This window comes from Arthrobacter sp. B1I2 (assembly GCF_030816485.1).
GTDB lineage: Bacteria > Actinomycetota > Actinomycetes > Actinomycetales > Micrococcaceae > Arthrobacter.
The window spans coordinates 2,115,574-2,139,956 of sequence record NZ_JAUSYC010000001.1 but is presented as its reverse complement, the minus strand read 5'-3'; the positions used below and the strand labels follow the sequence as shown (position 1 = coordinate 2,139,956).

The following is a 24,383-nucleotide window of genomic DNA, read 5'->3' as shown; positions in this document are numbered from 1 at the left end:
TTCTGTGCCACCCTTAACTGCGATGACTTCTTACCGGCAACTACCCACCAGGACCGCGGCCCGGCCTGCCCCCGGCTCGGCGTTCCTGTTCGTGCTGTCCACTATGGCGTGCCTTGCCGGCCTGGCTGCCACCTACTACTTCTTCGTCCAGACCACCACCGGACAGTTCATCGACGAGTCCGCGCTGGTGGAAGCGGTGCAGATCCACGGCCCCGCGGGCAAGGCCGCCACCCGGTTCCTGGATTGGCTGCCCACCATCTCGCTGGTGATGGCCGCCGTCGTGGTCCTGTTTGTCACGGTGATCCGGCGGCACTGGGCCGAGGCAGGAATAGCGGTGGCAGCGTGCGTCGGCGCGAACGTCGCCACGCAGGTACTCAAGGACCTGCTGCCGGCGCGGCCGGACAAGGGTGTGTTGACGCTGGAGCTGAATTCACTGCCGTCCGGGCACACGACGCTCGCGGCATCCGCGGCGGCAGCGGTGTTCCTGATGTCGTCCCCGCGCTGGCGCCCCATGGCGGGCTTCATTGGCGGCACGTTTGCCATCGCCTCCGGCGTGTCCACGCTGATCAACCAATGGCACCGGCCTGCCGATGTGGTGGCCGCGTTCCTGCTGGTGGGGGCGTTCATGATTCCGGCGGGCTGGCTGATCCTCCGCCGTGGTTCATGGAACGAGTGGGACGGGTTCGGCGAGCACGTCGGGTCGGCCCGGATCTGGCTCAACCTGCCGGTGCTGATCGGGCTGGCTTCGGCTGTGGTGGCGGTGTATTCGCTGATCCGGATTGCGCCCAGCCCGTGGCAGGAGGCCAGCACCACCAACTACTTCTGGGCGGGCATCTCGCTGATTGTGATCGCAGGCTACTTGGCCACGGTGGCCACCACCTCCCTGTTCGCGTTCGCGGCGCGACGGCGGAACGCGCCCCGCCGCTGACGGGTTAACGGTCCGGTCCCCGCGGTTCAGTGCCCGGCGTTGAGGCGGGCCAGCAGCAGGGCCTCGGCCACGATGGCGTTCCCGAAATCGCCAAGGTGGATGGACTCGTTGGCTCCGTGCGCCCGCGAATCGGGGTCCTCGGCACCCGTGATCAGGATTTCCGATTCCGGGTACAGCTTGTTCAGGATGTTGACGGCGGGAATGGATCCGCCCACTCCCATTGACACCGCCGGCACACGCCACACCTCACCCATGACGTGGAGCATCGAACGGGAGGCAGGCGAGGACGCGTCCCCTGCAAACCCCTCCGTCCGCCCGCCCGGGGTGAATACCACCTCGGCGCCGAACGGCACATGGTCTTCCACATGCCGCCGGACCGCCTCCATGGCAGCCGCCGTATCAGAGGACGGCGCCAGGCTGAGGCTGAACCGCGCCCGGGCCGCCGGCTGCAGTGTGTCGGAGGACAGCGCCACGGACGGCGCGTCGATCCCGATGATGGCCAGGGCCGGCTTGGTCCATAACCGCGACGTGATGCTGCCGCTGCCGGCCAGCGGCACTCCCGGACGGACCCGCGAATCCGCCCTGAACTCGGCTTCGGTCAAGGACGGGCCCGGCTCCTCCGAAGCCGGCAGGCCCTCCACCGCCACGCTCCCGTCGTCGTGATGGAAGGACGCGAGAAGCCGGGACAGCGCCGCAACGGCATCCACCAGCGGCCCGCCATATGTCCCGGAATGCAGGGCGTGCTCCAGCACCCGGACCTCGATGGTGCCCAGGACCAGCCCGCGCAGGCTGGTGGTCAGCGCCGGCACGCCCACCTTCCAGTTCCCGGAGTCGGCCACCACCAGCACGTCGGCCCGCAGCAGGTCGGCGTGCTGCTGCAGCAGCAGGGGCAGCGACGGCGAGCCTGCCTCCTCCTCTCCGTCAATGAACACCGTCACGCCGACGCCAAGATCGTCACCCAGGACCCGTAGGGCGTTGCGGACGGCGGCCACGTGCAGCAGCACCCCCGCCTTGTTGTCCGCCACTCCCCTGCCCCACAGCCGCCCGCCGCGCTCCAGCGCCTCGAACGGCGGGCTCTCCCACAGCTCCAGCTGGCCGGCGGGCTGGACGTCGTAGTGCGCGTACAGCAGAATGGTGGGTTTGCCGGGAAGGGCCGGACGGCGTCCCACCACGGCCGGCGCGCCGGGCTTTCCATCAGGGCGTGGTCCCTGCAGGATGTCGACGTCGGTAAGGCCGGCTTCGCGGACCAGGCCCGCCACCTGCTGGGCGGCCTGGTCCAGCTGGGAGGGGTCGAACGAGTCCCACGCCATCGCGGGGATGCGGACCAGCGCCGAAAGTTCCCCGATGACGGCGGGAAAGTCACCGCGGACAGCGTGCCGGAGACCGGCCAGGACCTCCTGGCCCAGACGCGCCATGCCCTACCCCACCCCGTGGCGCTGCAGCCACATTTCCAGCAGTGCGAACTGCCACAGGACGTTGCTCTTCACCGGGGTCCGCTGGCTGTTGGGATCCGCCAGCAGCCCGTCGATGTACTCGGGGCGGAAGAGGCCGCGCTGCTTGGCCTCGGGCGCGTGGAGGGCATCGGCGACCATGGTGATGAATGGTTCTTCCAGGTGCCGCAGCGCCGGGACCGGGAAGTACCCCTTGGGGCGGTCGATCACGGCCGATGGGAGCAGTTGCCGGCCCAGGTCCTTCAGGATTCCCTTGCCGCCCTGGCTTGCCTTCAGTTCCGGCGGGCAGGCCCCGGCAAGCTCCACCAGTTCGTGGTCCAGGAACGGCACCCGGGCCTCCAGCCCCCAGGCCATGCTCATGTTGTCCAGCCGCTTCACCGGATCGTCCACCATGAGCAGGTGCGTGTCCAGCCGGAGGACCGCGTCCAGGGCGGTGTCGGCTCCGGGTGCCTGCAGGTGGTCGGCGAGCACTTTGCGGCTGACGTCGGAGCCTGGCAGCCATTCCGGCTCCAGGATGCCGAGGAGCTCTTCGTGGCTGTGGTCAACGAAGGAGGCCGTGAAGGCGGCCAGGGCCTGGTCCCGGGCGACGCCGGCCAGCGGCTGGTGGTATTCGTACCCGCCAAACACCTCATCGGCGCCCTGTCCGCACTGCACTACTTTCAGGTGCCGGGACACGGTGTCGGAGAGCAAGTGGAAGGCGGTGACGTCGTGGCTGGCCATGGGCTCGGACATCGCGTCCAGGGCACCGGCAATCGAGGGCGCAAAATCGGCCGTGGGCACGTGCAGCCGCTCGTGCCGGGTACCGAATTCGCGCGCCACCAGATCGGAGTACTCGAACTCGTTTCCGGCGTCGCCGCCCGCGCCGTCGTCGAACCCGATGCTGAACGTGGACAACCCATGCTGGCCTTCCTCGGCGAGCAGGGCAACCAGGAGGCTCGAATCCAGTCCGCCGGACAAAAGGACACCCACCGGCACATCGGCAACCATCCGCCGTCGTACTGCTGTCCTCAACGCATCCCGCACGGCGTCACGCCAGTCGACGGCTGACCAGCCGGCATGCTCCGGTTTCCGGATGTAGTCCGGACGCCAGTACTCGCGGTCCTGCCACGTGCCGTCGGCACGGACGGTGCGGATGGTGGCGGCCGGCAGCTTCCGGACACCCCGCAGGATGGTGCGCGGCGCCGGGACGATCGAGTGCCAGCTCAGGTAGTGGTGCAGCGCCACCTCGTCAATGCCCGTGTCGATCCCGCCGGAAGCCGCCAGCGCGGGCAGCGTGGAGGCGAAGCGCAGCTTCCCCGGAAGCGCGGCCACGTAGAGCGGCTTGATACCCAGCCGGTCGCGGACCAGGAGGACCTCCGCCCGCTGCGGATCGTAAATGGCGATCGCGAACATGCCCACAAGGTGGTGGACAAAGTCGTCACTCCATTTCCGGTAGGCCTTGAGGATCACCTCCGTGTCGCTGGTTGAGCGGAAGCGGAACTCCGGCTCCAGCTCCCGGCGCAGCTCCTGGTAGTTGTAGATGCAGCCGTTGAAGGTGACGGTCAGGCCGCCGTCGTCCTCCATGGGCTGCGCCCCTGCCTCGGAAAGGTCGATGATGCTGAGCCGCCGGTGCCCCAGAGCCACCCAGCCGCCGTTCCAGCTTCCCCTTCCGTCCGGTCCCCTGGAGGCCATGGCCCCCATGATTTTCAGAACTGCTTCCCCCGACGCCGCCCTGCCATTGAATGCGATTTCGCCGGCTATGCCACACATGGTTGTTCCTTGCTCTTTACTGCCACTTTTCGGGTACTACTGCTGCCGTTTATGGTGTTCTTCGCGCACCACGCGGATGGTCTTCAGGGACGGGTCGGCGGGATCGGGCAGGACCATTCCTGCTTCCACGCCGCTCCGCAGATAGTCGATGGCTGCCTGGTTGATCCGTTCGCCGGGCAGCAGGAGCGGGACTCCGGGCGGGTACGGGGTGGCCATTTCCGCCGCGATCCGGCCCGGCGATTCCTCCACGGGAATGACTTCCACAGGCCCAAAGAAGGCGTCGCGGGGCAGCATCACGGTTTCCAGGAAAAGGTCCTCCTCCTTGGGGATGACGACGGCGGGTGGTCGCGGCAGGGACGGCGCGGCGTCTGCCAGTTGGCGCAGTCCGGCCAGCAGCCGGTCGGCAGTTTCGTCGTCGTCGGAAACGGAAATCACCGCCTCCGTCCGTCGGTGGTCGTTGGTGCCCAGGTCAATCCGGCAGTTCTCCCGCATCCAGTCCGTCGCCTGGTAGCCGCTGATGCCCAGCTGCGACACGTCGATCAGGATGTGCAGGATGTCCAGGTCGTGGGAGGCCTCGGCATGGACCAGCTCGTCCTCCAGGACGTGCAGCCCCGGGATGTCCCCGATCTCCCTGCGCACCCGGCGGGCCAGGTCCAGCGCTCGGTCGATCATGGCCTTGCCTTCCTGCACCATCTGCCGCCGCCAGCCGTCCATGGCCCCGTAGATCAGGGTGTTGGCGCTGGTGGTGGAGAGGACGTCGGCGCACTGGTTGAGCCGGACCGGGTCCACCAGGTTTCCTTGCAGGTGGAAGATGGAGCCCTGTTCAAACCCCAGGCCCATCTTGTGGACGCTGACCACGCAGATGTCCGCGCCGGCGGACATGGCCCAGGTGGGGGTGTCGGGGTGGAAGGGCAACTGTGCGCCCCACGCTTCGTCCACGATCAGCGGTTTGCCCCGTTTGTGGCAGATCTCAGCGATGGCTTCGATGTCCGCGCAGGTGCCGTAGGGGGTGGGGCTCACGATCAGGGCTGCGGAGGCATCCGGGTAGCGCTGCCACATTTCCTCCACGGTCTCCGGTGCCGGCGGGTGGCTCATCTTCAGCTCTTCGTCCCAGCGGGGCTTGATCCACCGCGGCTGCAGCCCGGACAGGACCAGGCCGGACACCACGGACTTGTGCGCGTCCCGGCTGATCAGGAGCTCCCCTTCGCCGCGGGTCACGGCCAGGATGGCGGCCTTGATGGACAGGGAGCTGCCGCAGGTGGAGAAGAAGGCCTGATCGGCACCCACGGCGGCCGCCAGAAGTTCTTCAGCTTTGGACAGGTAGCCGTTGGAGGACTTGCGGTCGTCCAAGCCCGAGGAGGCAACGACGTCGGCCTTGAAGCTTTGCTCCCCCAGCACCTCCAGCACCCGGGGGTCCACGCCCCGGCCCTGGCGGTGGGCCGGCGGGGTGAAGCCGTACCGTTCCAACTTCTGGTGTTCTGCCAGGGCGTCAACCACCGGTGCCTGGTTCTGGTCCAATTCATTCTGGCCCAAGGGGGACCTCCTGCTGTCGGTTTACAGGGTCTGGTTGTCCAGCTGCGGCGTGCCGCCCCGGGGGTGCATCGGAGCCTGCCCGCGCACCCGGCTGGTGTCACCCTGCCTGCGGCGGGTAGGCCCAGCCTGCCCCCGGACGGAGGTGGCGGGCAGGGCGGTGGTGTCGATGGCCTGGGCGATCATGCCCGGAAGACCGCCGGTCCGGACGAACCCCTCCCGCTGCGCAATGGCCCCGGTGCCCCGGGTCATCACCTGGAACAGCAGCAACTCCACTGTGGCCAGTTCGCCCTGCTCTTCCAGCACTGGACGGACGTGGTCCAGCAGGGCTGCCAGCACGTCGGACGCGGACCGCGGTTCCCCGGCAACGGGATCGAGGAGATCAGTCTCCAGCCCGAAGCGGCTGGCCTGCCAGGAGGCGAGCCGCAACTGGGCGGCGGGCACGGGCGCCGGGGACACGCCGTCGCGCCACTGCCGGACGGCCGTTTCTGCCAGTGCCCGGACCAGTGCGGCCACCAGGACAGCGTCGTCCGCGAAGAGACAGACGTCAGCCACCCGGACCTCCACGGTGGGATGGCGGTCGCTGAGCCGGGCATCGAAGTAGAGGCTTGCCTTGTCCAGGGGGACAGCGGAGCCGAGGATCTGCCGGACATGCGCGTGGTAGGCGGCGGCCGACCCGAAGATCCCACTCGGCCCGGTGGTGGGCCACCGGTTCCACGCCTGGGAGCGGTAGCCCGCATAGCCCGAATCTGTTCCATTCCAAAAGGGCGAGTTTGAGGCGAGGGCCTGCAGGACCGGCAGCCAGATCCGGATGCGGTCCAGGATGGCGACGCCTTCCTCGTCCGACTCGATCTCCACATGCACGTGGCAGCCGCAGGTGAGCTGCTCCACTGCAGTCAGCCCGTACCGTTCCATCAGCTGCCCACAGCGTTCGCCGGGCGCCACGGTGGAGTCGACAGGCAGCGGAGACGTTGCAAGCGCAACAGCCCTGGCTCCGGCCAGGCGCGCCAGGGCGTCCGCGTTCCGGCGCCCCGCCGTGATGTCCTGGGCGATTTCCGAGAGGGTCAGCCGGGGGAACGTGCAGGTTTCAATCTGCTCCTGCTTCATCTCGCTGCTGAGGTTGGGATATTCCGCGACGCGCTGCAGCGTGCCGCCCAGCGCAACGGGGTAACCACAGGCGCCGTCGACAATCAGGAACTCTTCTTCAACACCCACTCTGCGCGTCATCGCACACTTCCGATGCAATGCAACTGGGCAACGACCCGCCCAACTGCGGATACCAAGCAATTCCGGGTAAGGTCAGCCACAACGCTCCCAAGGTCAATGAACCGTAGGGCGGCTGCTTCACCGTACGCCCACATAGTAAGCATGCTTAGTTATGCGCGGCAAGGTAGAGGTGTGGCGCGTATCGCCTGCGACGAGCCCCTTAGGGGGTGTTTCCGCAGGTCAAAAGGCTTCGGGGTGAACGGAAATCGCCGGCGTCGAACCGGGCAAAAAGGAGGCGGCCGAGTCGGCAATGGACGACGGCGCTGCCGGACGCAGCCGGGACAGGTACTTTGCCCGGGCTGCTTCGACGAACCCCTGGAAGAGCCCGTAATCCTCGGAAAGTTCCTCCGGGTGCCACTGGATGCCCAGGGCAAAGGTGGCTGCGGGGTACTCGATCGCCTCCACCACCTGTTCTTCGGTCCAGGCGGAGGCAACCAGGCCTTCCCCCAGCTTGTTGACCGCCTGGTGGTGGGCCACGGGAACCATCTGGACATCGGAACCGATGAGCTGCGCGAGCTGGGATCCAGGTCCCACCTCGACCGGGATCCGGTTGTACTGGAAGCCGCCCAACTGGTGCCCGCCGTGGCCAACCACCTCGGGCAGGTGCTGGTGCAGCGTGCCGCCGAGGGTGACGTTCAGCAGCTGCTCGCCGCGGCAGATGCACAGCAGCGGAATGTCCTGGCGGATGGCTTCGCGGATCAGGGCCTGTTCCCAGGCGTCGCGTTCGGGCCGTGGCCGGTCGGTACTGGGGTGGGGTTCCTGGCCGTAGAGAGCCGGGTCAATGTCCCAGCCGCCAGGGATCAGCAGGCCGTCCAACCTGCTCACCAAGACCTCGATCACGCCTGCCGCCACGGGCTGCGGCGGCAGGAGGACGGGGATGCCGCCTGCAGCGATGACGGGCGCAAGGTACGTCTCCGGCAGGAACGCCGCGCTGACGTCACCACAACCGGCAGTACCTGCCTGCTCGAGGTAGGTGCTAAGGCCGATGACGGGCTTTACGACGGCGTCCGTGGTTTCCATATGCTGCTGCATTCCTTCCGGGAAAATCTCTCCCTCAAGCGTATAAGAGCAGGAGCACCGGTATGTTTCGGGCAGATCAAAATCACATGTCAGTTGCCGTCGCGGACCCCACTCTGATTCGCCCCTGATGATCCCCTTCGATACTGACATCCCGCCCCGGAGACGACCCTACATTTTCGACTCGGATATCCGCCCGCGACGCGCATAGTCCTCTTCGCGGCCCAAATTCCGGGAGCGGGAACGAAGCTGCGAGGCGCAGGAGAATATGCGCGTCGCCAGCGGCCCGCGAGAAGTGCGGGTCCATTCCTACAGGTTGGTCCGGGCCTCCGCCGCTTCGCCATAGCGGGCGCCCTGGACGGTAATTTTGCTGGTCAGGCCGTTCAGCGCCGCCAGTTCCGCGTCAGTGAGGGCCAGGTCCGCGGCGGCGAGGTTCTCCTCAAGGCGGTCCAGTTTCCGGGTGCCGGGGATGGGCACAATCCAGGGTTGTTGGGCCAGCAGCCAGGCCAGGGCCACTTGGCCCGGCGTGGCACCCTTTCCACGGGCGATGCTGCGCACCGCCTCAACCAGGGCTTGGTTGTGGGCCATGGCGTCCGGCTCGAACCGGGGGATGTTGGCACGCGCGTCGTTGCCGCCGTCGAACGTGCTGGACGGGGCCAGCGTCCCGGTGAGGAAGCCCCTTCCCAGCGGGCTGTAGGGGACGAAGCCGATGCCCAACTCCTCGCACGTACCCAGGACCTCTTCCTCCGGGCGGCGCCACCACAGGGAGTATTCGCTTTGGACGGCGGTAACGGGCTGGACGGCGTGGGCGCGCCGGATGGTGCCCGCCGAGGCCTCGGACATGCCGAAGTGCTTCACCTTGCCGGCTTCGATGAGTTCCTTCACCGTGCCGGCCACGTCTTCGATGGGAACCTGCGGATCCACCCGGTGCTGGTAGTACAGGTCGATGGCCTCGACCCCGAGCCTCTGCAGGGAGCCCTCCGCGGCGGCACGGATGCGGCCGGGATCGCTGGTGACGTTGCCACGCGGCTTCCGGGCCACCGGATCGATGTCGAAGCCGAACTTCGTGGCGATCACCACCTGCCCGCGGTACGGGGCCAGGGCCTCCCCCACCAGCTCCTCGTTGGCGTAGGGCCCGTAGATTTCAGCGGTATCGAAGAACGTGACGCCGCGGTCCACCGCCGCCCGGAGCAGCGTCACCATGTCCTTCCGCTCGGGCGTGCTGCCATAGCCGCCGGTCATGTTCATGCAGCCAAGTCCAATGGCAGATACGCCAAGGCCGCGGCCCAGGGTGCGCTTGTGCATGTGTGCTCCTGTTCGCTGTGGGAGTTCCGTCATCCCCTGCCGTAGCACGGAAGGACGCCCGGCAGTGGCGTTTTGAGCGAATCTTGAGGAATTGGTGCCCTCCAGCTTGAGCCACGCCGTGGATAGTTGCAGGTGCCTGGGCGGCGTCTTGAAGTAGGCGCCGCCCGGTACACCTCCACCGCTCTCCCGTTTACGGCCTCAGTATCAGGGATCGAGCCGCTTGCGCAGGAGGCAGAACTCGTTGCCTTCGGGGTCCTGCAGCACGTGCCACTGCTCTTCGCCGGTCTGCCCCAAGTCGGCCGGCCGCGCGCCGAGGGCCAGCAGGCGTTCCAGCTCCGCGTCCTGGTCACGGTCCACCGGGTTGACGTCGATATGCAGCGGGAGCCTCCCCACCTTCGGGTTGCCGCTGGGACTCAGGAAGATCGTGGGCTGCAGGCCGCCGAACCCGGCATCGGGCGGGCCGATCTCAATGGCACCGTCCTCCCGGTCGATCTCCACATAACCAAGTACGTCGCTCCAGAACCTGGCAAGCAGTTCGGGGTCGGCGCATTTCAGGACCAGTTCGCTGATACGGCATGACATGGTGCCAGTGTACGGATGCGTTGCGCCTGCCTGCCGGGAGACACGGGCGGGAAATTACGACGGCGGCACGCGCCTTCCGGGGCACGCACTCCTTTCGGCGGCGACCTCTTTTCGCTCCGGAGCATGTCCTTCGACGCGGACAGTCATCCTCGACGCGGGCCCTTCACTTGCGACCCTCACCCTGCTTCCCGACGCGGACACTCATTTCCGACACGCAGATTCCCCCTCGCGGCGCGAATACCGGCAGCGGAAAGGAAACTGCGGCTCGGAGGAGGGTATGCGCGTCGCCAGCGGTCCTCCGCGGATCACCCACCCCTCAGTGGGCGGCTCGCAGCGGGCCACCAAGCAGATTAAGGAACGAAGATGCCAGCTCGGTGGGAGGCGGCGCCGCTGCGTTGGGGGTTTTGCAGCGGCGCCTTCTTCCACCGAACTGGCGGCCAGGCGCAGTAGATCTTCTTGTTTCCAGTGCCGATTTCCAGGTTCACCTTTGCGAACGCCGTGGAGACTGCAATCCGCTCAAGAACGTTGCCACGATTTTGACCGTGGCCGGAAATGCCGAACTGAGGACAACACTGCACGGCCAACCTCAGGAAGCGAGGGCGTAAAGCGTCAACAAAGGCTCAAGTTACTGGAAAGTACACCTGCGGCTAACCGCGCTTGTAGTCGAAATGCGCGCACAACTGCTCCGCGCGGCGCATCGCCGCAACAACAGCACCGCCAGCACGCGGTGACATCAGGCGGGAAGGTTCAGCTGCTCCACAATGATCCGCGCCGTGGCAGGGTCGCCGAGGATGCGGAAATGCCCCGCCACCGGCAGCTCAATGTTGGTGGCCCCGGGCAGGACGCTCCGCTCGGGAATATGCGGATCGAACGGCCCGTAGATGGACGTGATCCGGCTGTTGATGGCCAGCTCGCGTGACATCTGCAGGGTCAGGGCGTTCCGCGGCGAGAAAATCCGCAGGCTGGGCAGCAGCATGTACCGGGCGTAGCGCGAGCCGGAAAACGGTGCACACACGGCGATCATCCGGTCGATCCGGTGCTCAGGGTCCAGGGAGAGCATGGCGTACTTCCCGATCAGGCCGCCCTTGCTGTGCGCCACCAGGATGGCATCGCGCAGCCCCGCCTCCTCAAGGTGCTGGGCCACCAGCCTGGCGGCGTCCGGAACCTTCATTTTGTTGCGCTGGAGCACCGTGACCACGTGCACGGGATGTCCGGCGTCGTGGATCGCCTGGATAAGGGGCATCATGAACTGCCAGTTTTCATACACGCCCGGGATGATCAACACAGGCGGGCGGGTCCCGTTGCGGAAGGACCCTGGCTGCACGCGCGACAGGAATCCGCGGACCTGCCAGGCCGCGGCGTAGATATAGTCCTGCGCCCACCACACGGCTTTCTGCAGCGGACTGATGCGGGCTTCGACGCCGGGATCACTCATGTGTCGAGGATAACGTGCCCCTGCGACTCTTCTTGTCAGGACGGCTCGTTCCAGTAGGCCTGGGGCCAGGCGTGGCGCACTTACCCTCGACTAGCGCCGGCCGCAGGCGTCGTCGACGAGGCGCCCGGCCAGGTTCAGCGCCCGCTTGCCATACAGGGCGCCATCGAGGACCGCGCCTGTGGCGTATGCGCCGTTGAGGACGATGAGCAGCTCCTGGGCCAGCTCATCCGGGTCCTGCGCACCGGCGTCGGATGCCAAAGACGTGAACCAGTCCCGCACCTGCTGTTTGTGCGCCACGGCCACCAGATGTGCCGGGTGGTTGCCCTCCGGAAACTCGGTACTGGTGTTCAGCATCGGGCACCCGCGGTAGGTGGCGCCGGCAGTGTCTCCGGCGAGTACCCCGAAGACGGCCATGAGCTTGTCGCGTGGATCGGCGCATTCCCCGGCCGCCTGCCGCATCCGCTCGAACCAAGCGTCCGCGCGTCCTTGCACGTAGGCCGTGGCGAGTGCGTCCTTGGTGGGGAACTGACGGTAAATGGTGGCGTTTCCCACCCCGCATTCCTTGACCACGGTGTCCATTCCCACCGCACGGATCCCCCGCTGGTAGAACAGCCGCGTCGCCACCTCAAGCACATTGCGCCGGTTCTCCTCGCCGCTCTTGCGTGCCACGAAAAACCCCACTCCTTCCAAAATCCGGTTCCAAAGTCCTGCCCATAAGTTTGACAGACGGATCGATCCGTCACAAACTAATGAGAACGATCCGTCACATTGGATTGACCACGCTTCAGATCAACCTAAGGAACTCAACTATGAAGACCGCTGTCCTCGGAACCGGCACTGTCGGACGCACCATCGCCACCCGGCTGGCAGAGCTCGGCCACACCGTGACCATGGGCACCCGCAGCACCGAAGCCACGCTCGCCCGCACGGAGGCGGATGCCATGGGTACCGCGCCCTTCGCTACTTGGGCTGCAGCCAACCCCGGTATCACCCTGGCCGGCTTCGCCGACGCCGCGGTCGGGGCAGAGCTCATCGTCAACGCCACCAATGGCGGCGCCTCCCTGGACGTCCTGGCCCAGGCGGGCGAGGAAAACCTGGACGGCAAGGTCATCCTGGACATCGCCAACCCGCTCGACTTCCGCCACGGCATGCCCCCCACCCTGTTTGTCAAGGACACCGATTCCCTCGGTGAGCAGATCCAGCGCAGTTTCCCCAGCGCCCGCGTGGTGAAGTCCCTCAACACCCTCAACGCCGACCTCATGGCACACCCGGAAACCCTCCCGGAGGCAAGCACGGTCTTCATCTCCGGAAACGATGCTGACGCCAAGCACACCGTCACCCAGCTGTTAAAGGATTTCGGCCACCAGGACGTCATCGATCTCGGCGACATTTCCACGGCCCGCGGCACGGAAATGCTCCTCCCCGTCTGGCTCCGCCTCTGGGGCGCACTCGGCACACCCGCGTTCAACTTCAAGATCGTCCGCTGACCAGTAATCCCCCCGCGAAAAGGATGGCCTCCATGAATGGAACCGTGGCGCTGGTGACAGGCGCGGGAAGCGGCCTGGGACAGGCCGTGGCAACCGGCCTCGCACGCGAAGGCGCGCTGGTCGTCGTGGTGGGGCGCTCCCCCGCGTGCGCGAACGAGGCGGCGGGCGCCATTCGCCGCGCCGTCCCGTCCGCCCTTCTGGAGCCGCTGGTGTGTGACCTCTCGGCCCAGTCCTCGATCCACGCGCGGCGACTGACTTCCTGTCGCGCCACAGCAGGCTTGATGTGCTGGTGAACTCAGCGGGCGTGTTCCGCAAGGAGCGCCAGGTAACCCCCGACGGGCTGGAACTGACATTCGCAACCAATGTGATGGCGTACTTCCTGCTGACCAACCTGATGCTTGACGCGCTTAAGAACGCAGCACCGGCCGGCACGCCGCGGATCGTGAATATCGCATCCAAGTACGGCAACACCAAACTCAACTTCGATGACCTCCAGACCGCCAAGGGCCGGTACAGCTACCTTCGCTCCACGCCACCCACCATGCTTGCCCGTGTTCTCCTCACCCAGGAGTTCGCCGAACGCCTGCGTGGCTCGGGCGTGGTGGCCAACGCCGTCCACCCCGGGCTGGTCAGGAACACGTCCCTGCTGAAGAACGTCGGGGGCCCGTTCCGCCTGCTCACGAACACGTTCGGTGCACCGGCGGAAAAAGCGGCAGACACCGCTCTCTGGCTCGCCACGGCGCCGGAGACAGCCGGAGTCTCAGGGAAGCTCTGGGCGAAGCGCAAGGAGTTGCCCACGCCCGGCATGGGGTCGGACCCGGAAGCGCGCAGGCGTTTGTGGGATGCCTGCGCACGCTTGGCCCGCCTGCCGTGACTACCCTGCACCGTACGGCGCTATTCCCCAGATGCTCCATCACTTTTGGTCCCTAAACCACGGTTTTAGGGACCAAAAGTGAGGGAGCAAGCGGGCTGGGGTCAGTAGTTGCGGCGGTGCTTCAGCCGGGGAAGGACGACGGCGAACACGGCCGCCGCCGCGAACCCCAGGACGCCCGTGGCTGAGATCCCCGGCCCTAGGGAGGCCAGTGCCGTCACCCCGGAGAGGAGGACCGGGCCGCCGGTGGAGCCGGCATCCGCCATGAACCGCCAGAGGCCCAGGAACTGCCCCCGCCCGCGGTCAGGTGAGAAGTCGGCGCCCAGGGTCATCACCAGCCCGGAGCTGATGCCGTTGCCGAACCCGATCAGCAGCGCCGCCAGCAGCAGACCCACGAAGGAGCCCGTAAGCGGGATCAGGAGCAGCGCTGTTCCCATGAGCAGCGTGGACGGAATCGCCACCCACTGCCTCCCCTTGCGGTCCATCAGTCTTCCGGCCGGATAGAACACCAGCATGTCGATGGCACCGGAGAGACCGTAAATAAGGGACGCGGAGGTGGCGTCCATGCCCAGGTGGTCGGCCCAGAGCGGGATCACCACCTGCCGGGAGGACCGCAGCGCGCTGAGCAGCAGGATGCCCATGCCCAGCGAAAGGAACACGCCGGCATGCGAGACCGCCACGCTGCGGAGCGTGGGCTGGGAGCCGGCGTCCCCGCCCAAGGGGGCATCCGGCGTCGCAAGATCCGGGATGGTGAGGGACAGCAGCGCCGCGGCCGCCATGGCCACCACGCCCACCCAGTAGGCACCGGAGATGCCGAAGAACTGCATCGCCGCTGCCCCGGCGAACGGGCCGATGAACACGCCGATGCGGTTCACGCCGCCCAGCGTGGACAGCGCCCGGGCACGGAACGCCACGGGCACGGCCTCGGTGAGGTACTTCTGCCGGGCCAGGCCAAACACCGCCCCGGACATCCCGACGACGACCATCGCCGCCGCGAGCAGCCACAGTCCGTTCGGGGCAAGCGCGGAGGTGGCGGCAGCGGCGAGGGCAAGGCCGGCCGCGACGGCGGCGCCCACAATGGACCAGCGTTCGCCGAAGCGTAGGGTCACCAGGGACGCCGGCAGGTTGAAGAACCAGGACCCCAGCCCGATGAGGGTGACGATCAGGGCGGCCACCGCCACCGAGGCGCCCAGTTCCCGGGCGGACAGTGCCACTACCGGAAGGATGGCGCCCTGCCCGATTCCAAAGAGCAGGGTGGGGCCGAATGCGGCCACCGCAATGCTGCGCAGGCTGAAGGTCTGAAGTTGGTCCGGGGAAGTCATCAGATTTATCCTATGGCTGTCCCCTTCCGCCCAAGGATGCAGTGTGACGCACCGGACAGGGCCGGCGCGGCGTCCGCGGAACGGGGCTCAGCGGGGCCGGGTGTCAGCGGGGCCGGGGCTGGAAGCCAACGAGGGCGCGGAACAAGTTGACTACCTCGACGATGGCGCCGATGACCGAGCCAACGATGCCGACCACCAGGAACACCCGCACCAGCACCGGCCAGCCGGACCAGCCGTCGCCAAAGTCGAAGGGAAAGACCTCCCAGAGACGCAGCATGGCGGCCAGCCCGAAGCCGATGACCAGCAGGTTTCCCAGTGCCATGAGGGCCCTGGCGCGGATGACCACGCATACCAGGTTCACGATAATGCCGGCGATCAGGGACGCATTAATGAGGTCCAGCACGCGGGCCATGTCCGCAGTCAGGAACGGCAGCACCTGCCACCCGGGCCAGATGTTGATCCCGTACAGCAGCAGGGCGTTGACGATGGCAGAGCCAACGTTGCCGCCGCGGCTGGTGGTAGTCCTGTCCGCCATCCCAACAGAATCCGCCGGAACCACCACGCCAAAAAAGTGCCGAAGGTCCCCCTGCGCCTCATGGGCGAGGGGAAATCAGTACCCTTCCAGGATTTCCCTGGCTTTGCCGTTCCCCGCTGCGGTGACCAGTTCTTCCGCCAGGATGTGCAACTTGACGTTGGCATGCTGGCTTCTGGCGGCCAGGACCTGGAAGGCTGCCGGGGCGTCCAGACCTTGGAGGGCCATGACGATGCCCTTGGCCTGCTCGATGACCGCCTTGTGCCCGAATGCACCCTCGATGGCCTCGGATGCGGCATGCTGGGACTCGATGCGCAGGCTCTGGGTCACATCCACCATGAATCCGCGTGCATGCTCCACCTTTCCGGACGGGCCTGCGAGGGCCTGGAGCGCCGAAAAGACCCGCCGCTCCCTGCCGCGGCCGTCAATGATCCGGTGCAGCAGGGCACCCTGGCCGCCGGCTTCAAGGAGGTCCGCCCACACTGCGCGCACCGGTTCACGGTCCGCCGGGTGTTTGTGGGCCATCAGCACCTCAAAGGTGGGTACCACTTCACCCGGCCGCAGCCCATGGAGGCCAAACATGCCCTCGGACCAGTCCATGTTCCCGGAGGCAACGTGCAGCTTAAAGGTCCCTGACGGACAGACCGTGGTAATCGGCAATGGGAAGAGGTACGCATCCAACTTCGACCACATATATTCCTCCCAAAAATCAGGTACCCCCGGACGGGTTCTGGCACAAGAGTAGCTGAATGCAGCGGCCGATATTCGCCATGTTCACTGCCGGCAGCAGGCAGTATTCGGGGGGTCACAAAAGCCTGGTGGAGGAGTAGCGTTCGCCTTATGGGGCGCTGAATCGCGTCCCAATCCAAGGGAAGGTCGATTCATGGGTGAGGCATGGATCCGTACGCTGGGCAACGGCCTGGTCCGGGCGGATCGGGTCACCGAGATTTCATCCACCCGAGGGTCCCTTTATGAGGACCAGGGGTATTCATTGAAGGTCATCGTGGACGGCAAGGGCCACGTGCTGATTGACGACGGCGGCCTGCAGGGCTCCCTGCACGAACGGCTGGAATACGCCAAGCACATGGAGGACGCGCTGCTGCTGGCCATTGACGAGGCACGCGAGAGCGATACGTCGATGGTGGTCTCCTACGAGCCGGAACGCGAGCGCTGGTCCGCAGCTCCCGTCTCAGTATTAACGGGACGGCTCCCCGAAGTCGTCTGACGGCCGAATGCAGCCGGCTGCCCGGGCACGCAGTGGGTGCCCGGGCATGGGACTCAGCTGTGGGTGGGTTCCTCGACCAGGGCGGTGGCGATGCTGGCTGCGTCTTCCAGCGCAGCCAGGAAGCGTTCGGCATCCAGTGCCGCGGCGCAGCCGGTGCCGGCGGCGGTGATGGCCTGCCGGTAACGGTGGTCCACGGCGTCGCCGCAGGCAAAGACGCCGGGCAGGTTGGTGCAGGTGGTGGGGGCATCCACCTTGATGTAGCCTTCCTCGTCCAGCTCCACCTGGCCGGCCACGAGTTCGGTGCGGGGCAGGTGCCCGATGGCCACGAAGATGCCGGTGGCGTCCTGATGCCGGGTCTCACCGGTACGGGTATCCGTGAGGGTGACGCCGGTGACCTTGCCGTCGCCGTGGATGGCAGTAACGGCGGAGTTCCAGGCGAAACGGATCTTGGGGTTGTCCTTGGCGCGCTGGGCCATGATGCGGGAGGCGCGCAGTTCACCCTTGCGCACCACCACGGTCACGGATTTTCCGAACCGGGTCAGGAAGGTTGCTTCCTCCATGGCCGAGTCGCCGCCGCCCACCACGATGATGTCCTGGTCGCGGAAGAAGAACCCGTCGCAGGTGGCGCACCAGGAAACACCGTGGCCGCTGAACTTCTTCTCCTCCGGCAGGCCGAGTTCCTTGTAGGCGGAGCCGGTGGCCAGGATGACGGCCGTAGCCTCGTGGGTCTCCCCGGCGCCGGTGACCACGCGCTTGACGGAACCCTTCAGCTCAACGGACGTGGCGTCGTCGTACTCAATGCGCGCGCCGAACTTTTCCGCCTGCTGCTGCAGCCCGTCCATCAGCTCGGGGCCCTGGATCCCGCCGGGGAAGCCTGGAAAGTTTTCCACCTCGGTGGTGTTCATCAACGCGCCGCCGGCGGTGACGGAGCCGGCCAGGACCAGCGGGTTCAGGCCGGCGCGGGCGGCGTAGATGGCGGCGGTGTAGCCGGCGGGGCCGGAGCCGATGATGATCAGCTGTTCTTTGCTCATGGATTGTCCTTCGATGGCGGTACTACTGGGCGTCCGCGTGCTGCGCGGGCAGGAGTTCGGTGATCAGTTGTTCAACGCGTGCCTTGATCTCATCACGGATTGGACGGACGGAGTCAACGCCCTTGCCGGCCGGATCCTCCAGCACCCAGTCCTCGTAACGCTTGCCGGGGAAATACGGGCACTCGTCACCGCAGCCCATGGTGATCACCACGTCCGATTCTTTCACTGCCCCGGTGGTGAGCACCTTGGGGACCTCGGCCGACATGTCGATACCCACCTCTGCCATGGCCTCGACGGCGGCCGGATTCACCTTCTGCGCAGGCTGCGACCCGGCGGAGCGCACCTCGACCGCTCCCCGGGCCAGGGAGGTTAGGAACGCCGCCGCCATCTGGGACCGGCCGGCGTTGTGGACACAGACAAAGAGGACGGAAGGCTTTCCGGCGGGGTCGGTGGTCATGCTGCTCCTCAACTGATATTGGGCTTCCCTCGGTGTAACAAACATCACAATGTTGCGCTCATCACATTGATTGCCTAATCTGGTTGAGGCTTAAGCAAACAGGCTATGCAAGAAGCTGCAGCGTCGCAGCCAATGCCGGGGAAGGCTTTACAAATTGAACTCTAAGCTGAACATCGTGGTCCGGGTGGATCTGGACCACAGCAAGGCCAAGGTGATTGCAAAGGGGCATATCACCATCCACAGCGTCAACGCACTCTATGTAGTGGCAAAGCGTGCCAACTCCCTCAAGGGAGGCCTGGACCTGGAGCTCGACATCTCCGGCGCCTGGGTGGATGAAGAGGCGCTGGAGATGCTCCGCGCCGCCTCCGAAACCAGGCACCTGCCCGCCAGGATCGATCCGGCACAGGCACCGTGCGCCATCAGCGTGCTGGCCCACCGCCGACATCCGCGCCAAACGGCAGGGCGCCTGGCCGCATAAAACTTCCGGCCCCTCGCCGCGCCCGCTTTTCGGGCCAGAGCCGGCCGACCCCCGCTTCTCATTCCGCTCCAACGGGCCCGAAGTGCAGCTGCATCTGAACAGACGGATGGCTGCACTTCGGGGACCGGCGGGGCTTTTTCGGCTTACAGCTATCTCGGATTACAGCATCTGGACGCCGGCGCCCTGGATGTCCTGAAGCTCCTCAACCGCGAGGCCAGCCGCCCTGCCCAAGGCTTCCTGCCCTGCACCCCGCTTTGAAGCGGTCCGGACTGCGGTCTCTAACCGCTCCTGCGCCGCATCCAGCTCCCACTGGAGGCTCTTGTTCCGGGCCCACCTCCGCACGTGGAAACCAGCAGGCAAGTACCCCCGCGCGCGGTGCGGAAAAGTAGAGTACCGGCTACTCGTGCCTACATCATGCTGGCCCCTTACATTTCTATGAAACCCGCGGCGCCACATGCCGAGGGGCGTGACGAGACGGGAGTGCAGGGTGGCGGTTGGCCCGGCAGACAACAGGGAGCCCGAGAGGCAGGGGTTCCTGCTGGATTTGGTCACAGGGGCCGACGGCGAGGGGGCGTCCCTGCAGAAGCTTTCCGATGCTGCCGCCCGCTGGATCAGCGCCACGGCCGGAAGGGTGCTCGAATGTGCCGCCGTGCTGCACAGGCAGCGGTTAGCTCCTGCCACCGCCGGAAGCACCCCGGCCGCGGCCAGCCTGGCACTATCCGAGGACCAGCACGGGGACGGCCCCACAGCACTGGGTTCGGCACTGATTGCTCCAGCAGTGATCAACCAGACCGGCCCTCGATGGCAGGCGTACCGAAGGCGGCTGCTGGACAGTGGCTTCGGCGCAGCATTGGTCGTCCCGCTGGAACTGCAGCCAGGTTCGGCCGGTGCCCTCGTCTTCCTGGGCCCGGCCAATTACGGATTCAACGCCAGGGTGATCAATGAAGGGGCGTGGTTCGGTGAGGTGGCATCGCACAGCCTGAAACTGGCCCTTGAAGTGCATGGCGTCATCCGCGCAGGGGACAACCTGAAGCAGGTGCTGGAGAGCAGGACCAGCATCGACGTTGCCTGCGGGGTGCTCATGGCGCAGAACCGCTGTTCCTACGCGGAGGCGTTCAGCAAGCTCGCCGGCAGCTCACGGCACCGCAACCTCAAGGTCCGCAGCGTTGCGGAGAACATCCTGAAGTCGATGCCCAGCGGCACGCCTGGAACGCGGTTCGAGCCGCCGGCAATCGCGTAGAACTGCCGCGAGAAATCCTAGTGCCGCGCCCGCGACCGGATAAGGCCGCCTGCCACCAGTCCTGCACACGCGAGTGAAGCCAGCATGCCGCCAAGAGCCATGAAGTAGTCGGTGATGGTCATTGTCCTGCGCTCCTTCCGTACTGCCTGATGGGCCCAAGCTACGGGGCCAAACTCATCGTTCCCCGAAGGATCGCCAGCAGGTTTGGTCAAGATCCGGTAAAGGAAAACTGCGGTGATCCACATACTTTTCCCCGCGATCTTCTCTTTGTCGGGGCGTTCCGTATTATTCATGCATGTGGACAAAACAAAGCCAAAGCTTCTGCCCCACCTGCGGCAGGACCACCAAGCACGTCACCCATTTCCAAAAGGACGACGCCGGCGCCTTGGTTGCGAACGTCCGCTGCGTTGAGTGCCCCGAGGTTGCGGGGGCTGTCGCCTAGGTAGGGCTACCGCTGGTATGCATGCTCCCGGACCTGCTTTGCGGCGCGGTTCGAGCGGTCCGACCGGGCGGGGGCGCCGGGACCAGGAACCAAACCTTCGGGGCGCGTAACCGCCAGGATCACCCCGATGCCGGCCAGCGATGAGACCATGGCCGAGCCGCCGTAGGAAATAAACGGCAGTGGCACGCCGATCACCGGCAGCAGTCCGCTGACCATGGCGATGTTGATTACCGCCTGCCCCAGGATCCAGGAGATCACGCTGCAAGCCACAATCCGTGAAAAAGTGTCCGTGGTGCGGGCGATGGTCTTGAACACGGCGATGGCCAGAATGGCGAACAGCGCCAGTACCAGGAGCGTGCCGGCCAGGCCGAGTTCCTCGCCGAGTATGGAGAAGATGAAGTCATTGTGGGCTTCCGGGATCCAGTTCCACTTTTGACGGCTCTGTCCCAGGCCCACGCCGAACCAGCCACCGGAGGCCAGGGCGTAGGCGCCATGCTGCGCCTGGTACCCCACTCCCTGGGCGTCCTCCTCCGATCCCATGCCCAGCCAGGACGAAATCCGGCCCATGCGGTTGCCGCTGGTGGCCGCGAGCACCAGGGCTGCCAGCACGCAGATCATTCCCGCCACGGAAAATACCTTCATCCGCACGCCGCCGTAGAACATGGTGGCCGCGAGGATCATCATGATGATCATGGTGGTGCCCAGGTCATGTCCCAGCCCAACGATCAGCATGATGAGTCCGCCGGCGGGCAGCAACGGGATGACCGCGTGCTTCCACTGCCCCAGCAGGGCCTGTTTGCGGTCCAGGATGCCGGCGGCCCAGACAATCAGCGAGAGCTTGGCGAACTCGGACGGCTGCGCGGTGAAACCACCCACGCTCAGCCAGTTCCGGTTCCCGTTCACGGACATGCCCAGCGGCGTGAACACCAGCACCAGGGCAACCAGGGAACCGATCAGCAGCGGCCAGCCCAGCCACCGTATCCGCCGCACGGACATCCGCGCCAGCAGCAGCATGATCACCACGCCTGCCACAGTCCACATGGCCTGCTTCAGGGGAAGATCGTACGGATTGTTTCCTTGCGCCACGGATTCCACGGACGACGCCGACGCCACCTCCACGAGTCCGATCGCCGAGAGCGTGAGGACCACCGCCAGGATCAGCGGCCGGAGGCGTCCCGGGGACTCGTCCTCCAGCCACACCGCCAGTTTCCCCAGCCCGCGGCGGGCAGGACGGCCCGTCACGCGCTGCTTTTGTCCTGTATTCATCTGTCCGTTCCTCAGCCTGCACACCCGGGCTTCCCCCACGGCCGGGCCCATTGCCGGGGCGGTACCGCCGAGAAAACAGAGTACGCCCCCGTCGGCGCCTGGACGGTGGCGGCGCGGCTGCCGGGCCGCCATTCTTGGGGAATTGCCAGCTTGGGCCTGTAGGGTTGCCGGAACCTGTCCCCTCCCGAAGGTTATTTTGTCGTGTTCGGTTCCAGAAAATCCCCCGGCCCGGAACAGGAAGGCTTCAACCCCGCTGCCTACCCTGGCCAAGGCGAGCTGTACTCCGCAAGTTCGCGCCGCCGTCGGCTTCCGCGCTGGCTCAAGGCCGTTACCGCCGTGGTGTCCGTGCTGCTGCTGGGCGCCCTGGCGTTCGGCGGCTACTGGGCGTGGCGCCTGCAGGCCAACATCAGCATCTCTGAGCTGACAGCAGGCGGGCAACGCACCGAAGGCGCCGTGAATGACAGCACAGACCGGCTGCAGATCCTGGTCCTGGGTTCGGACACCAGGGGTGGAAACAACAGCCAGTACGGAAGCGCTAGTGATTCCTCGGGTTACGGCCAGTCCGATGTGATGATGCTGCTGGACATTTCGGCGGACAACAAACACGTGAACGTGGTCAGCTTCCCCCGCGACCTGCTGGTAGACGTGCCTTCGTGCACGGACTCCAAGACCGGCGAGAAGTATCCCGCGCAGCAGGATGCCATGATAAACAGCGCCATGAAACAGGCGGGTCTCGGCTGCGCGGTGGACACCGTGAACAAGCTGACCGGCCTGGAAGTGGATCACTTTATGATGGCCGACTTCAACGCGGTGAAGGAGCTGTCCAACGCCGTGGGCGGTGTGGATGTGTGTGTCAGCGACGCCGTGCGCGATCCGGACAGCGGCCTGAACCTGCCTGCCGGCACCTCCCAGGTGCAGGGCGAACAGGCGCTGGCGTTCCTGCGCACCCGGCACGCCTTCGCCAACGGCGGGGACCTGGGCCGCATCCAGGCCCAGCAGGGCTTCCTGGCTTCCCTCAGCCGGAAGCTCAAGTCCGAGGGCACCCTGGGCAACCCGCAGAAGACCCTGACCATCGCCGATACCATCACCAGGAACCTGACCGTTGACTCGGACCTTTCCTCCATCCCATCGCTGCTGACCATCGCCAACCGGCTGAAGAACATCGATCCCGCGAACATCAACTTCATCACCACGCCCACGGTGCCGGCGCCGGAGGATCCCAACCGGCTCGCCCTGGATGAACCGGCAGCCTCGAACTTGTTTGCGGTGCTCCGCAACAGCGCCGACCTGAGCCAGCCAGCCCCCGCTAGCCCCACGGAGACGCCCGCGGTTCCCGCGGCGCCCGCCTACGACAGGTCGCTGCAGCCGGTTTCGGTGGCCAACGGCACTGGCGTAACGGGCCGGAGCAACGACATCGCCGGACTGCTCTCGGACGCCGGTTTCACCAACCTGACCAAGCTCCAGGCCCAGGCGCAGGACAGGACCATGGTGTACTACTCGGCCGGGTTCGAGGACGTCGCCGCGGACGTGGCCGCGCTGTTCGGACTGCCGGCCGGCAGCGTGCAGCAGGTGGCGAACATCCAGGGCGTGCAACTGTACGCCGGTACGGACTTTGCTGCCGGCACCAAGCCCGCCGCACCGCCGGCCTCCGCCGATTCCTCCGGCGGTGTGGTGGCCCAGACGGGCAGCGACCAGACCTGCCAGTCCACCAACACCACCGCGTACTAGGCAGATCCTCGGGCTGACTCCAGCAACTCCATGATCCGCGAAATGTAACTGTCAAGGCTGAGCTTCTCTTCCCACAGCCCGCGTATTTCCGCCTGCCGGTGACGCGTGGCGTCCGCCAGTTCCCGGAGCTGGGGAAGGAGTGGCTGGTGGGGGTCGCAGCGGGCAATGCCGGGCTCCATCATGTACTCCTTCATGCCTTCATTGGGGGTGACGGCCACTGCTATGCCGCTCTCAACCGCGCCCACCAGGACCATGTGCCCTGCTGCTCTGGTCCCCCGCGCCAGTGGTAGGAAGACCACAGATGCGGTACTGAGCAGCTCGCCGAACTCCTTCTGATCCACATATCCGGGATGGGTGACCACGTTTCCACCCCGGCGGATTTCGCGCGCAGTCCCGCCAGTGGCAATGGTCAGCCGAACGGGCGTGGTGCTTGCCAGCACTTCCTCCTCCAGCGCCCTGATGGCCTCGGGGTCGCGGTCCGATGAGCCGCCGATAAATATGTGGAAATCTTCGGACCTTTTGTTGGGCGGGTACCCCAGGGAATTTCCGTAGAGAACGCACCAGGCGCGACCGCCATCGGCGTTCCAAGGCAGGGTCTCGGACTGGGACATGGTGATGACGGGCGCGTCGCCAATGAGCCGGCGCAGGATTTTCCAGCTCCGGCTGGAGGGCTCAGCGTAGACTCCGGTGACCACAAAGTCTTTCCTGCCCGTGAGCCGCAACGCGGCTCCAATCCACGGGTTTGTGGCAAAGTAGGGGCCGCTGACGGACGGGCTGAGCGTTTTCAGGGCCAGCACGAGTGCATCGAAACCTATTCCCAGGATTCTTGACCCCCAGCGTTTGCCGGTGATGGCCGCGCCCTCGTACTGGCAGATGGCCTTGATCATGGGATGGCTAATCCACGAGGCGTCAGCCTTCGCTGAGGCCGGGCCAAGGGCCAGGAACGTGTAGGGAGCCAACGGTAAGGCCTTTCGTGCGGTGCGGCGGACGTGCCGTCCCAGGACCTCCAAACCTAATCACCACCCATCACAGGCACAAGGA

The 24,383-nt window shown here is 66.2% G+C and carries 26 protein-coding genes; 9 read left to right on the top strand and 17 right to left on the bottom strand.

Features of this window, described 5'->3' with window-relative positions:
* Positions 1-22: 22 nt before the first annotated feature.
* The gene (locus tag QFZ57_RS09960) at positions 23-928 is read left to right on the top strand and encodes a phosphatase PAP2 family protein (RefSeq protein WP_306899915.1); all 906 of its coding nucleotides are present in this window, start codon (positions 23-25) and stop codon (positions 926-928) included.
* Between the two features lie 26 nt (positions 929-954).
* Here the strand turns inward: QFZ57_RS09960 and QFZ57_RS09955 are convergent, their stop codons facing one another.
* The 9 genes from QFZ57_RS09955 to QFZ57_RS09915 form a co-directional block, all read right to left on the bottom strand.
* On the bottom strand, positions 955-2,343 hold the full coding sequence (locus tag QFZ57_RS09955) for a M20/M25/M40 family metallo-hydrolase (protein WP_306899913.1): 1,389 nt from the start codon (positions 2,341-2,343) through the stop codon (positions 955-957).
* Positions 2,344-2,346: 3 nt separating this feature from the next.
* Positions 2,347-4,128 (bottom strand): N-acetylglutaminylglutamine amidotransferase, encoded by a 1,782-nt coding sequence (locus QFZ57_RS09950; protein ID WP_306899911.1) that lies wholly within the window; start codon positions 4,126-4,128, stop codon positions 2,347-2,349.
* A 36-nt stretch (positions 4,129-4,164) separates the two neighbouring features.
* Positions 4,165-5,661, bottom strand: a complete 1,497-nt coding sequence (locus tag QFZ57_RS09945; protein ID WP_306899909.1) for an aminotransferase class I/II-fold pyridoxal phosphate-dependent enzyme — start codon at positions 5,659-5,661, stop codon at positions 4,165-4,167.
* 21 nt (positions 5,662-5,682) lie between these two features.
* The gene (locus QFZ57_RS09940; RefSeq protein WP_306899907.1) at positions 5,683-6,885 is read right to left on the bottom strand and encodes a carboxylate-amine ligase; all 1,203 of its coding nucleotides are present in this window, start codon (positions 6,883-6,885) and stop codon (positions 5,683-5,685) included.
* A 219-nt stretch (positions 6,886-7,104) separates the two neighbouring features.
* Complete coding sequence (locus QFZ57_RS09935; protein ID WP_306899905.1) at positions 7,105-7,944, bottom strand: gamma-glutamyl-gamma-aminobutyrate hydrolase family protein; 840 nt, start codon at positions 7,942-7,944, stop codon at positions 7,105-7,107.
* 306 nt (positions 7,945-8,250) lie between these two features.
* Positions 8,251-9,246, bottom strand: coding sequence for an aldo/keto reductase (locus tag QFZ57_RS09930; protein WP_306899903.1), 996 nt, complete (start codon positions 9,244-9,246; stop codon positions 8,251-8,253).
* A 204-nt stretch (positions 9,247-9,450) separates the two neighbouring features.
* Positions 9,451-9,828, bottom strand: coding sequence for a VOC family protein (locus QFZ57_RS09925; RefSeq protein WP_306899900.1), 378 nt, complete (start codon positions 9,826-9,828; stop codon positions 9,451-9,453).
* A 733-nt stretch (positions 9,829-10,561) separates the two neighbouring features.
* Positions 10,562-11,263 carry an esterase/lipase family protein gene (locus QFZ57_RS09920; protein ID WP_306630267.1) on the bottom strand — a complete coding sequence of 234 codons (702 nt, stop codon included), beginning with the start codon at positions 11,261-11,263 and terminating at the stop codon, positions 10,562-10,564.
* Between the two features lie 90 nt (positions 11,264-11,353).
* The gene (locus QFZ57_RS09915; protein ID WP_306630266.1) at positions 11,354-11,932 is read right to left on the bottom strand and encodes a TetR/AcrR family transcriptional regulator; all 579 of its coding nucleotides are present in this window, start codon (positions 11,930-11,932) and stop codon (positions 11,354-11,356) included.
* 140 nt (positions 11,933-12,072) lie between these two features.
* On the opposite strand from QFZ57_RS09915, the gene QFZ57_RS09910 reads away from it, so the two are divergent.
* From QFZ57_RS09910 to QFZ57_RS09900, 3 genes are read left to right on the top strand one after another with little or no spacing between them, the layout of a single operon-like run.
* Positions 12,073-12,750, top strand: a complete 678-nt coding sequence (locus tag QFZ57_RS09910; RefSeq protein WP_306630265.1) for an NADPH-dependent F420 reductase — start codon at positions 12,073-12,075, stop codon at positions 12,748-12,750.
* 32 nt (positions 12,751-12,782) lie between these two features.
* On the top strand, positions 12,783-13,043 hold the full coding sequence (locus tag QFZ57_RS09905) for an SDR family NAD(P)-dependent oxidoreductase (protein ID WP_306630264.1): 261 nt from the start codon (positions 12,783-12,785) through the stop codon (positions 13,041-13,043).
* Positions 13,040-13,624, top strand: a complete 585-nt coding sequence (locus tag QFZ57_RS09900; RefSeq protein WP_306630263.1) for a hypothetical protein — start codon at positions 13,040-13,042, stop codon at positions 13,622-13,624. Before QFZ57_RS09905 ends, QFZ57_RS09900 begins: the two co-directional genes overlap by 4 nt.
* A gap of 101 nt (positions 13,625-13,725) precedes the next feature.
* Here the strand turns inward: QFZ57_RS09900 and QFZ57_RS09895 are convergent, their stop codons facing one another.
* The 3 genes from QFZ57_RS09895 to QFZ57_RS09885 form a co-directional block, all read right to left on the bottom strand.
* Positions 13,726-14,943 (bottom strand): MFS transporter, encoded by a 1,218-nt coding sequence (locus QFZ57_RS09895; RefSeq protein WP_306899896.1) that lies wholly within the window; start codon positions 14,941-14,943, stop codon positions 13,726-13,728.
* 103 nt (positions 14,944-15,046) lie between these two features.
* Positions 15,047-15,478, bottom strand: coding sequence for a hypothetical protein (locus tag QFZ57_RS09890; protein ID WP_306630261.1), 432 nt, complete (start codon positions 15,476-15,478; stop codon positions 15,047-15,049).
* 75 nt (positions 15,479-15,553) lie between these two features.
* Entirely contained in the window at positions 15,554-16,075 is a 522-nt protein-coding gene (locus QFZ57_RS09885; protein ID WP_306630260.1) for a PAS and ANTAR domain-containing protein, read from the bottom strand.
* A gap of 283 nt (positions 16,076-16,358) precedes the next feature.
* Between QFZ57_RS09885 and QFZ57_RS09880 the strand changes: the two genes are divergently transcribed.
* On the top strand, positions 16,359-16,700 hold the full coding sequence (locus tag QFZ57_RS09880) for a hypothetical protein (RefSeq protein ID WP_306630259.1): 342 nt from the start codon (positions 16,359-16,361) through the stop codon (positions 16,698-16,700).
* Between the two features lie 53 nt (positions 16,701-16,753).
* On the opposite strand, the gene trxB is transcribed toward QFZ57_RS09880, so the two are convergent.
* Positions 16,754-17,731, bottom strand: coding sequence for a thioredoxin-disulfide reductase (gene trxB, locus QFZ57_RS09875; RefSeq protein ID WP_306899892.1), 978 nt, complete (start codon positions 17,729-17,731; stop codon positions 16,754-16,756).
* Positions 17,732-17,753: 22 nt separating this feature from the next.
* Positions 17,754-18,188: an arsenate reductase ArsC gene (locus QFZ57_RS09870; protein ID WP_306899890.1), complete on the bottom strand. Its 435-nt coding sequence runs from the start codon at positions 18,186-18,188 to the stop codon at positions 17,754-17,756.
* 154 nt (positions 18,189-18,342) lie between these two features.
* Here QFZ57_RS09870 and QFZ57_RS09865 point away from each other — a divergent pair, with 154 nt between their 5' ends.
* The gene (locus QFZ57_RS09865) at positions 18,343-18,666 is read left to right on the top strand and encodes a hypothetical protein (protein ID WP_306899888.1); all 324 of its coding nucleotides are present in this window, start codon (positions 18,343-18,345) and stop codon (positions 18,664-18,666) included.
* Positions 18,667-18,825: 159 nt separating this feature from the next.
* Here the strand turns inward: QFZ57_RS09865 and QFZ57_RS09860 are convergent, their stop codons facing one another.
* Positions 18,826-19,008 (bottom strand): hypothetical protein, encoded by a 183-nt coding sequence (locus QFZ57_RS09860; RefSeq protein ID WP_306899886.1) that lies wholly within the window; start codon positions 19,006-19,008, stop codon positions 18,826-18,828.
* A gap of 145 nt (positions 19,009-19,153) precedes the next feature.
* Between QFZ57_RS09860 and QFZ57_RS09855 the strand changes: the two genes are divergently transcribed.
* Together QFZ57_RS09855 and QFZ57_RS09850 are read left to right on the top strand one after the other, a co-directional pair.
* Entirely contained in the window at positions 19,154-19,906 is a 753-nt protein-coding gene (locus QFZ57_RS09855; RefSeq protein ID WP_306899884.1) for an ANTAR domain-containing protein, read from the top strand.
* Between the two features lie 295 nt (positions 19,907-20,201).
* Positions 20,202-20,348 (top strand): hypothetical protein, encoded by a 147-nt coding sequence (locus QFZ57_RS09850; RefSeq protein WP_306630253.1) that lies wholly within the window; start codon positions 20,202-20,204, stop codon positions 20,346-20,348.
* Between the two features lie 6 nt (positions 20,349-20,354).
* Here the strand turns inward: QFZ57_RS09850 and ftsW are convergent, their stop codons facing one another.
* The gene (gene ftsW, locus QFZ57_RS09845) at positions 20,355-21,614 is read right to left on the bottom strand and encodes a putative lipid II flippase FtsW (protein ID WP_306630252.1); all 1,260 of its coding nucleotides are present in this window, start codon (positions 21,612-21,614) and stop codon (positions 20,355-20,357) included.
* A 201-nt stretch (positions 21,615-21,815) separates the two neighbouring features.
* Here ftsW and QFZ57_RS09840 point away from each other — a divergent pair, with 201 nt between their 5' ends.
* Positions 21,816-23,342, top strand: a complete 1,527-nt coding sequence (locus tag QFZ57_RS09840; RefSeq protein ID WP_306630251.1) for an LCP family protein — start codon at positions 21,816-21,818, stop codon at positions 23,340-23,342.
* On the opposite strand, the gene QFZ57_RS09835 is transcribed toward QFZ57_RS09840, so the two are convergent.
* Complete coding sequence (locus QFZ57_RS09835; protein ID WP_306899881.1) at positions 23,339-24,301, bottom strand: hypothetical protein; 963 nt, start codon at positions 24,299-24,301, stop codon at positions 23,339-23,341. The genes QFZ57_RS09840 and QFZ57_RS09835 overlap by 4 nt on opposite strands.
* Positions 24,302-24,383 lie beyond the last annotated feature (82 nt).

Bases quoted from the DNA above. Each gene is read 5' to 3' on its own strand.
- QFZ57_RS09960 (WP_306899915.1), top strand. From the start codon at position 23: ATGACTTCTTACCGGCAACTACCCACCAGGACCGCGGCCCGGCCTGCC.
- QFZ57_RS09955 (WP_306899913.1), bottom strand. From the start codon at position 2,343: ATGGCGCGTCTGGGCCAGGAGGTCCTGGCCGGTCTCCGGCACGCTGTC.
- QFZ57_RS09950 (WP_306899911.1), bottom strand. From the start codon at position 4,128: ATGTGTGGCATAGCCGGCGAAATCGCATTCAATGGCAGGGCGGCGTCG.
- QFZ57_RS09940 (WP_306899907.1), bottom strand. From the start codon at position 6,885: ATGACGCGCAGAGTGGGTGTTGAAGAAGAGTTCCTGATTGTCGACGGC.
- QFZ57_RS09935 (WP_306899905.1), bottom strand. From the start codon at position 7,944: ATGGAAACCACGGACGCCGTCGTAAAGCCCGTCATCGGCCTTAGCACC.
- QFZ57_RS09930 (WP_306899903.1), bottom strand. From the start codon at position 9,246: ATGCACAAGCGCACCCTGGGCCGCGGCCTTGGCGTATCTGCCATTGGA.
- QFZ57_RS09925 (WP_306899900.1), bottom strand. From the start codon at position 9,828: ATGTCATGCCGTATCAGCGAACTGGTCCTGAAATGCGCCGACCCCGAA.
- QFZ57_RS09920 (WP_306630267.1), bottom strand. From the start codon at position 11,263: ATGAGTGATCCCGGCGTCGAAGCCCGCATCAGTCCGCTGCAGAAAGCC.
- QFZ57_RS09910 (WP_306630265.1), top strand. From the start codon at position 12,073: ATGAAGACCGCTGTCCTCGGAACCGGCACTGTCGGACGCACCATCGCC.
- QFZ57_RS09905 (WP_306630264.1), top strand. From the start codon at position 12,783: ATGAATGGAACCGTGGCGCTGGTGACAGGCGCGGGAAGCGGCCTGGGA.
- QFZ57_RS09895 (WP_306899896.1), bottom strand. From the start codon at position 14,943: ATGACTTCCCCGGACCAACTTCAGACCTTCAGCCTGCGCAGCATTGCG.
- QFZ57_RS09890 (WP_306630261.1), bottom strand. From the start codon at position 15,478: ATGGCGGACAGGACTACCACCAGCCGCGGCGGCAACGTTGGCTCTGCC.
- QFZ57_RS09885 (WP_306630260.1), bottom strand. From the start codon at position 16,075: ATGGACTGGTCCGAGGGCATGTTTGGCCTCCATGGGCTGCGGCCGGGT.
- QFZ57_RS09880 (WP_306630259.1), top strand. From the start codon at position 16,359: ATGGGTGAGGCATGGATCCGTACGCTGGGCAACGGCCTGGTCCGGGCG.
- trxB (WP_306899892.1), bottom strand. From the start codon at position 17,731: ATGAGCAAAGAACAGCTGATCATCATCGGCTCCGGCCCCGCCGGCTAC.
- QFZ57_RS09870 (WP_306899890.1), bottom strand. From the start codon at position 18,188: ATGACCACCGACCCCGCCGGAAAGCCTTCCGTCCTCTTTGTCTGTGTC.
- QFZ57_RS09850 (WP_306630253.1), top strand. From the start codon at position 20,202: ATGTGGACAAAACAAAGCCAAAGCTTCTGCCCCACCTGCGGCAGGACC.
- ftsW (WP_306630252.1), bottom strand. From the start codon at position 21,614: ATGAATACAGGACAAAAGCAGCGCGTGACGGGCCGTCCTGCCCGCCGC.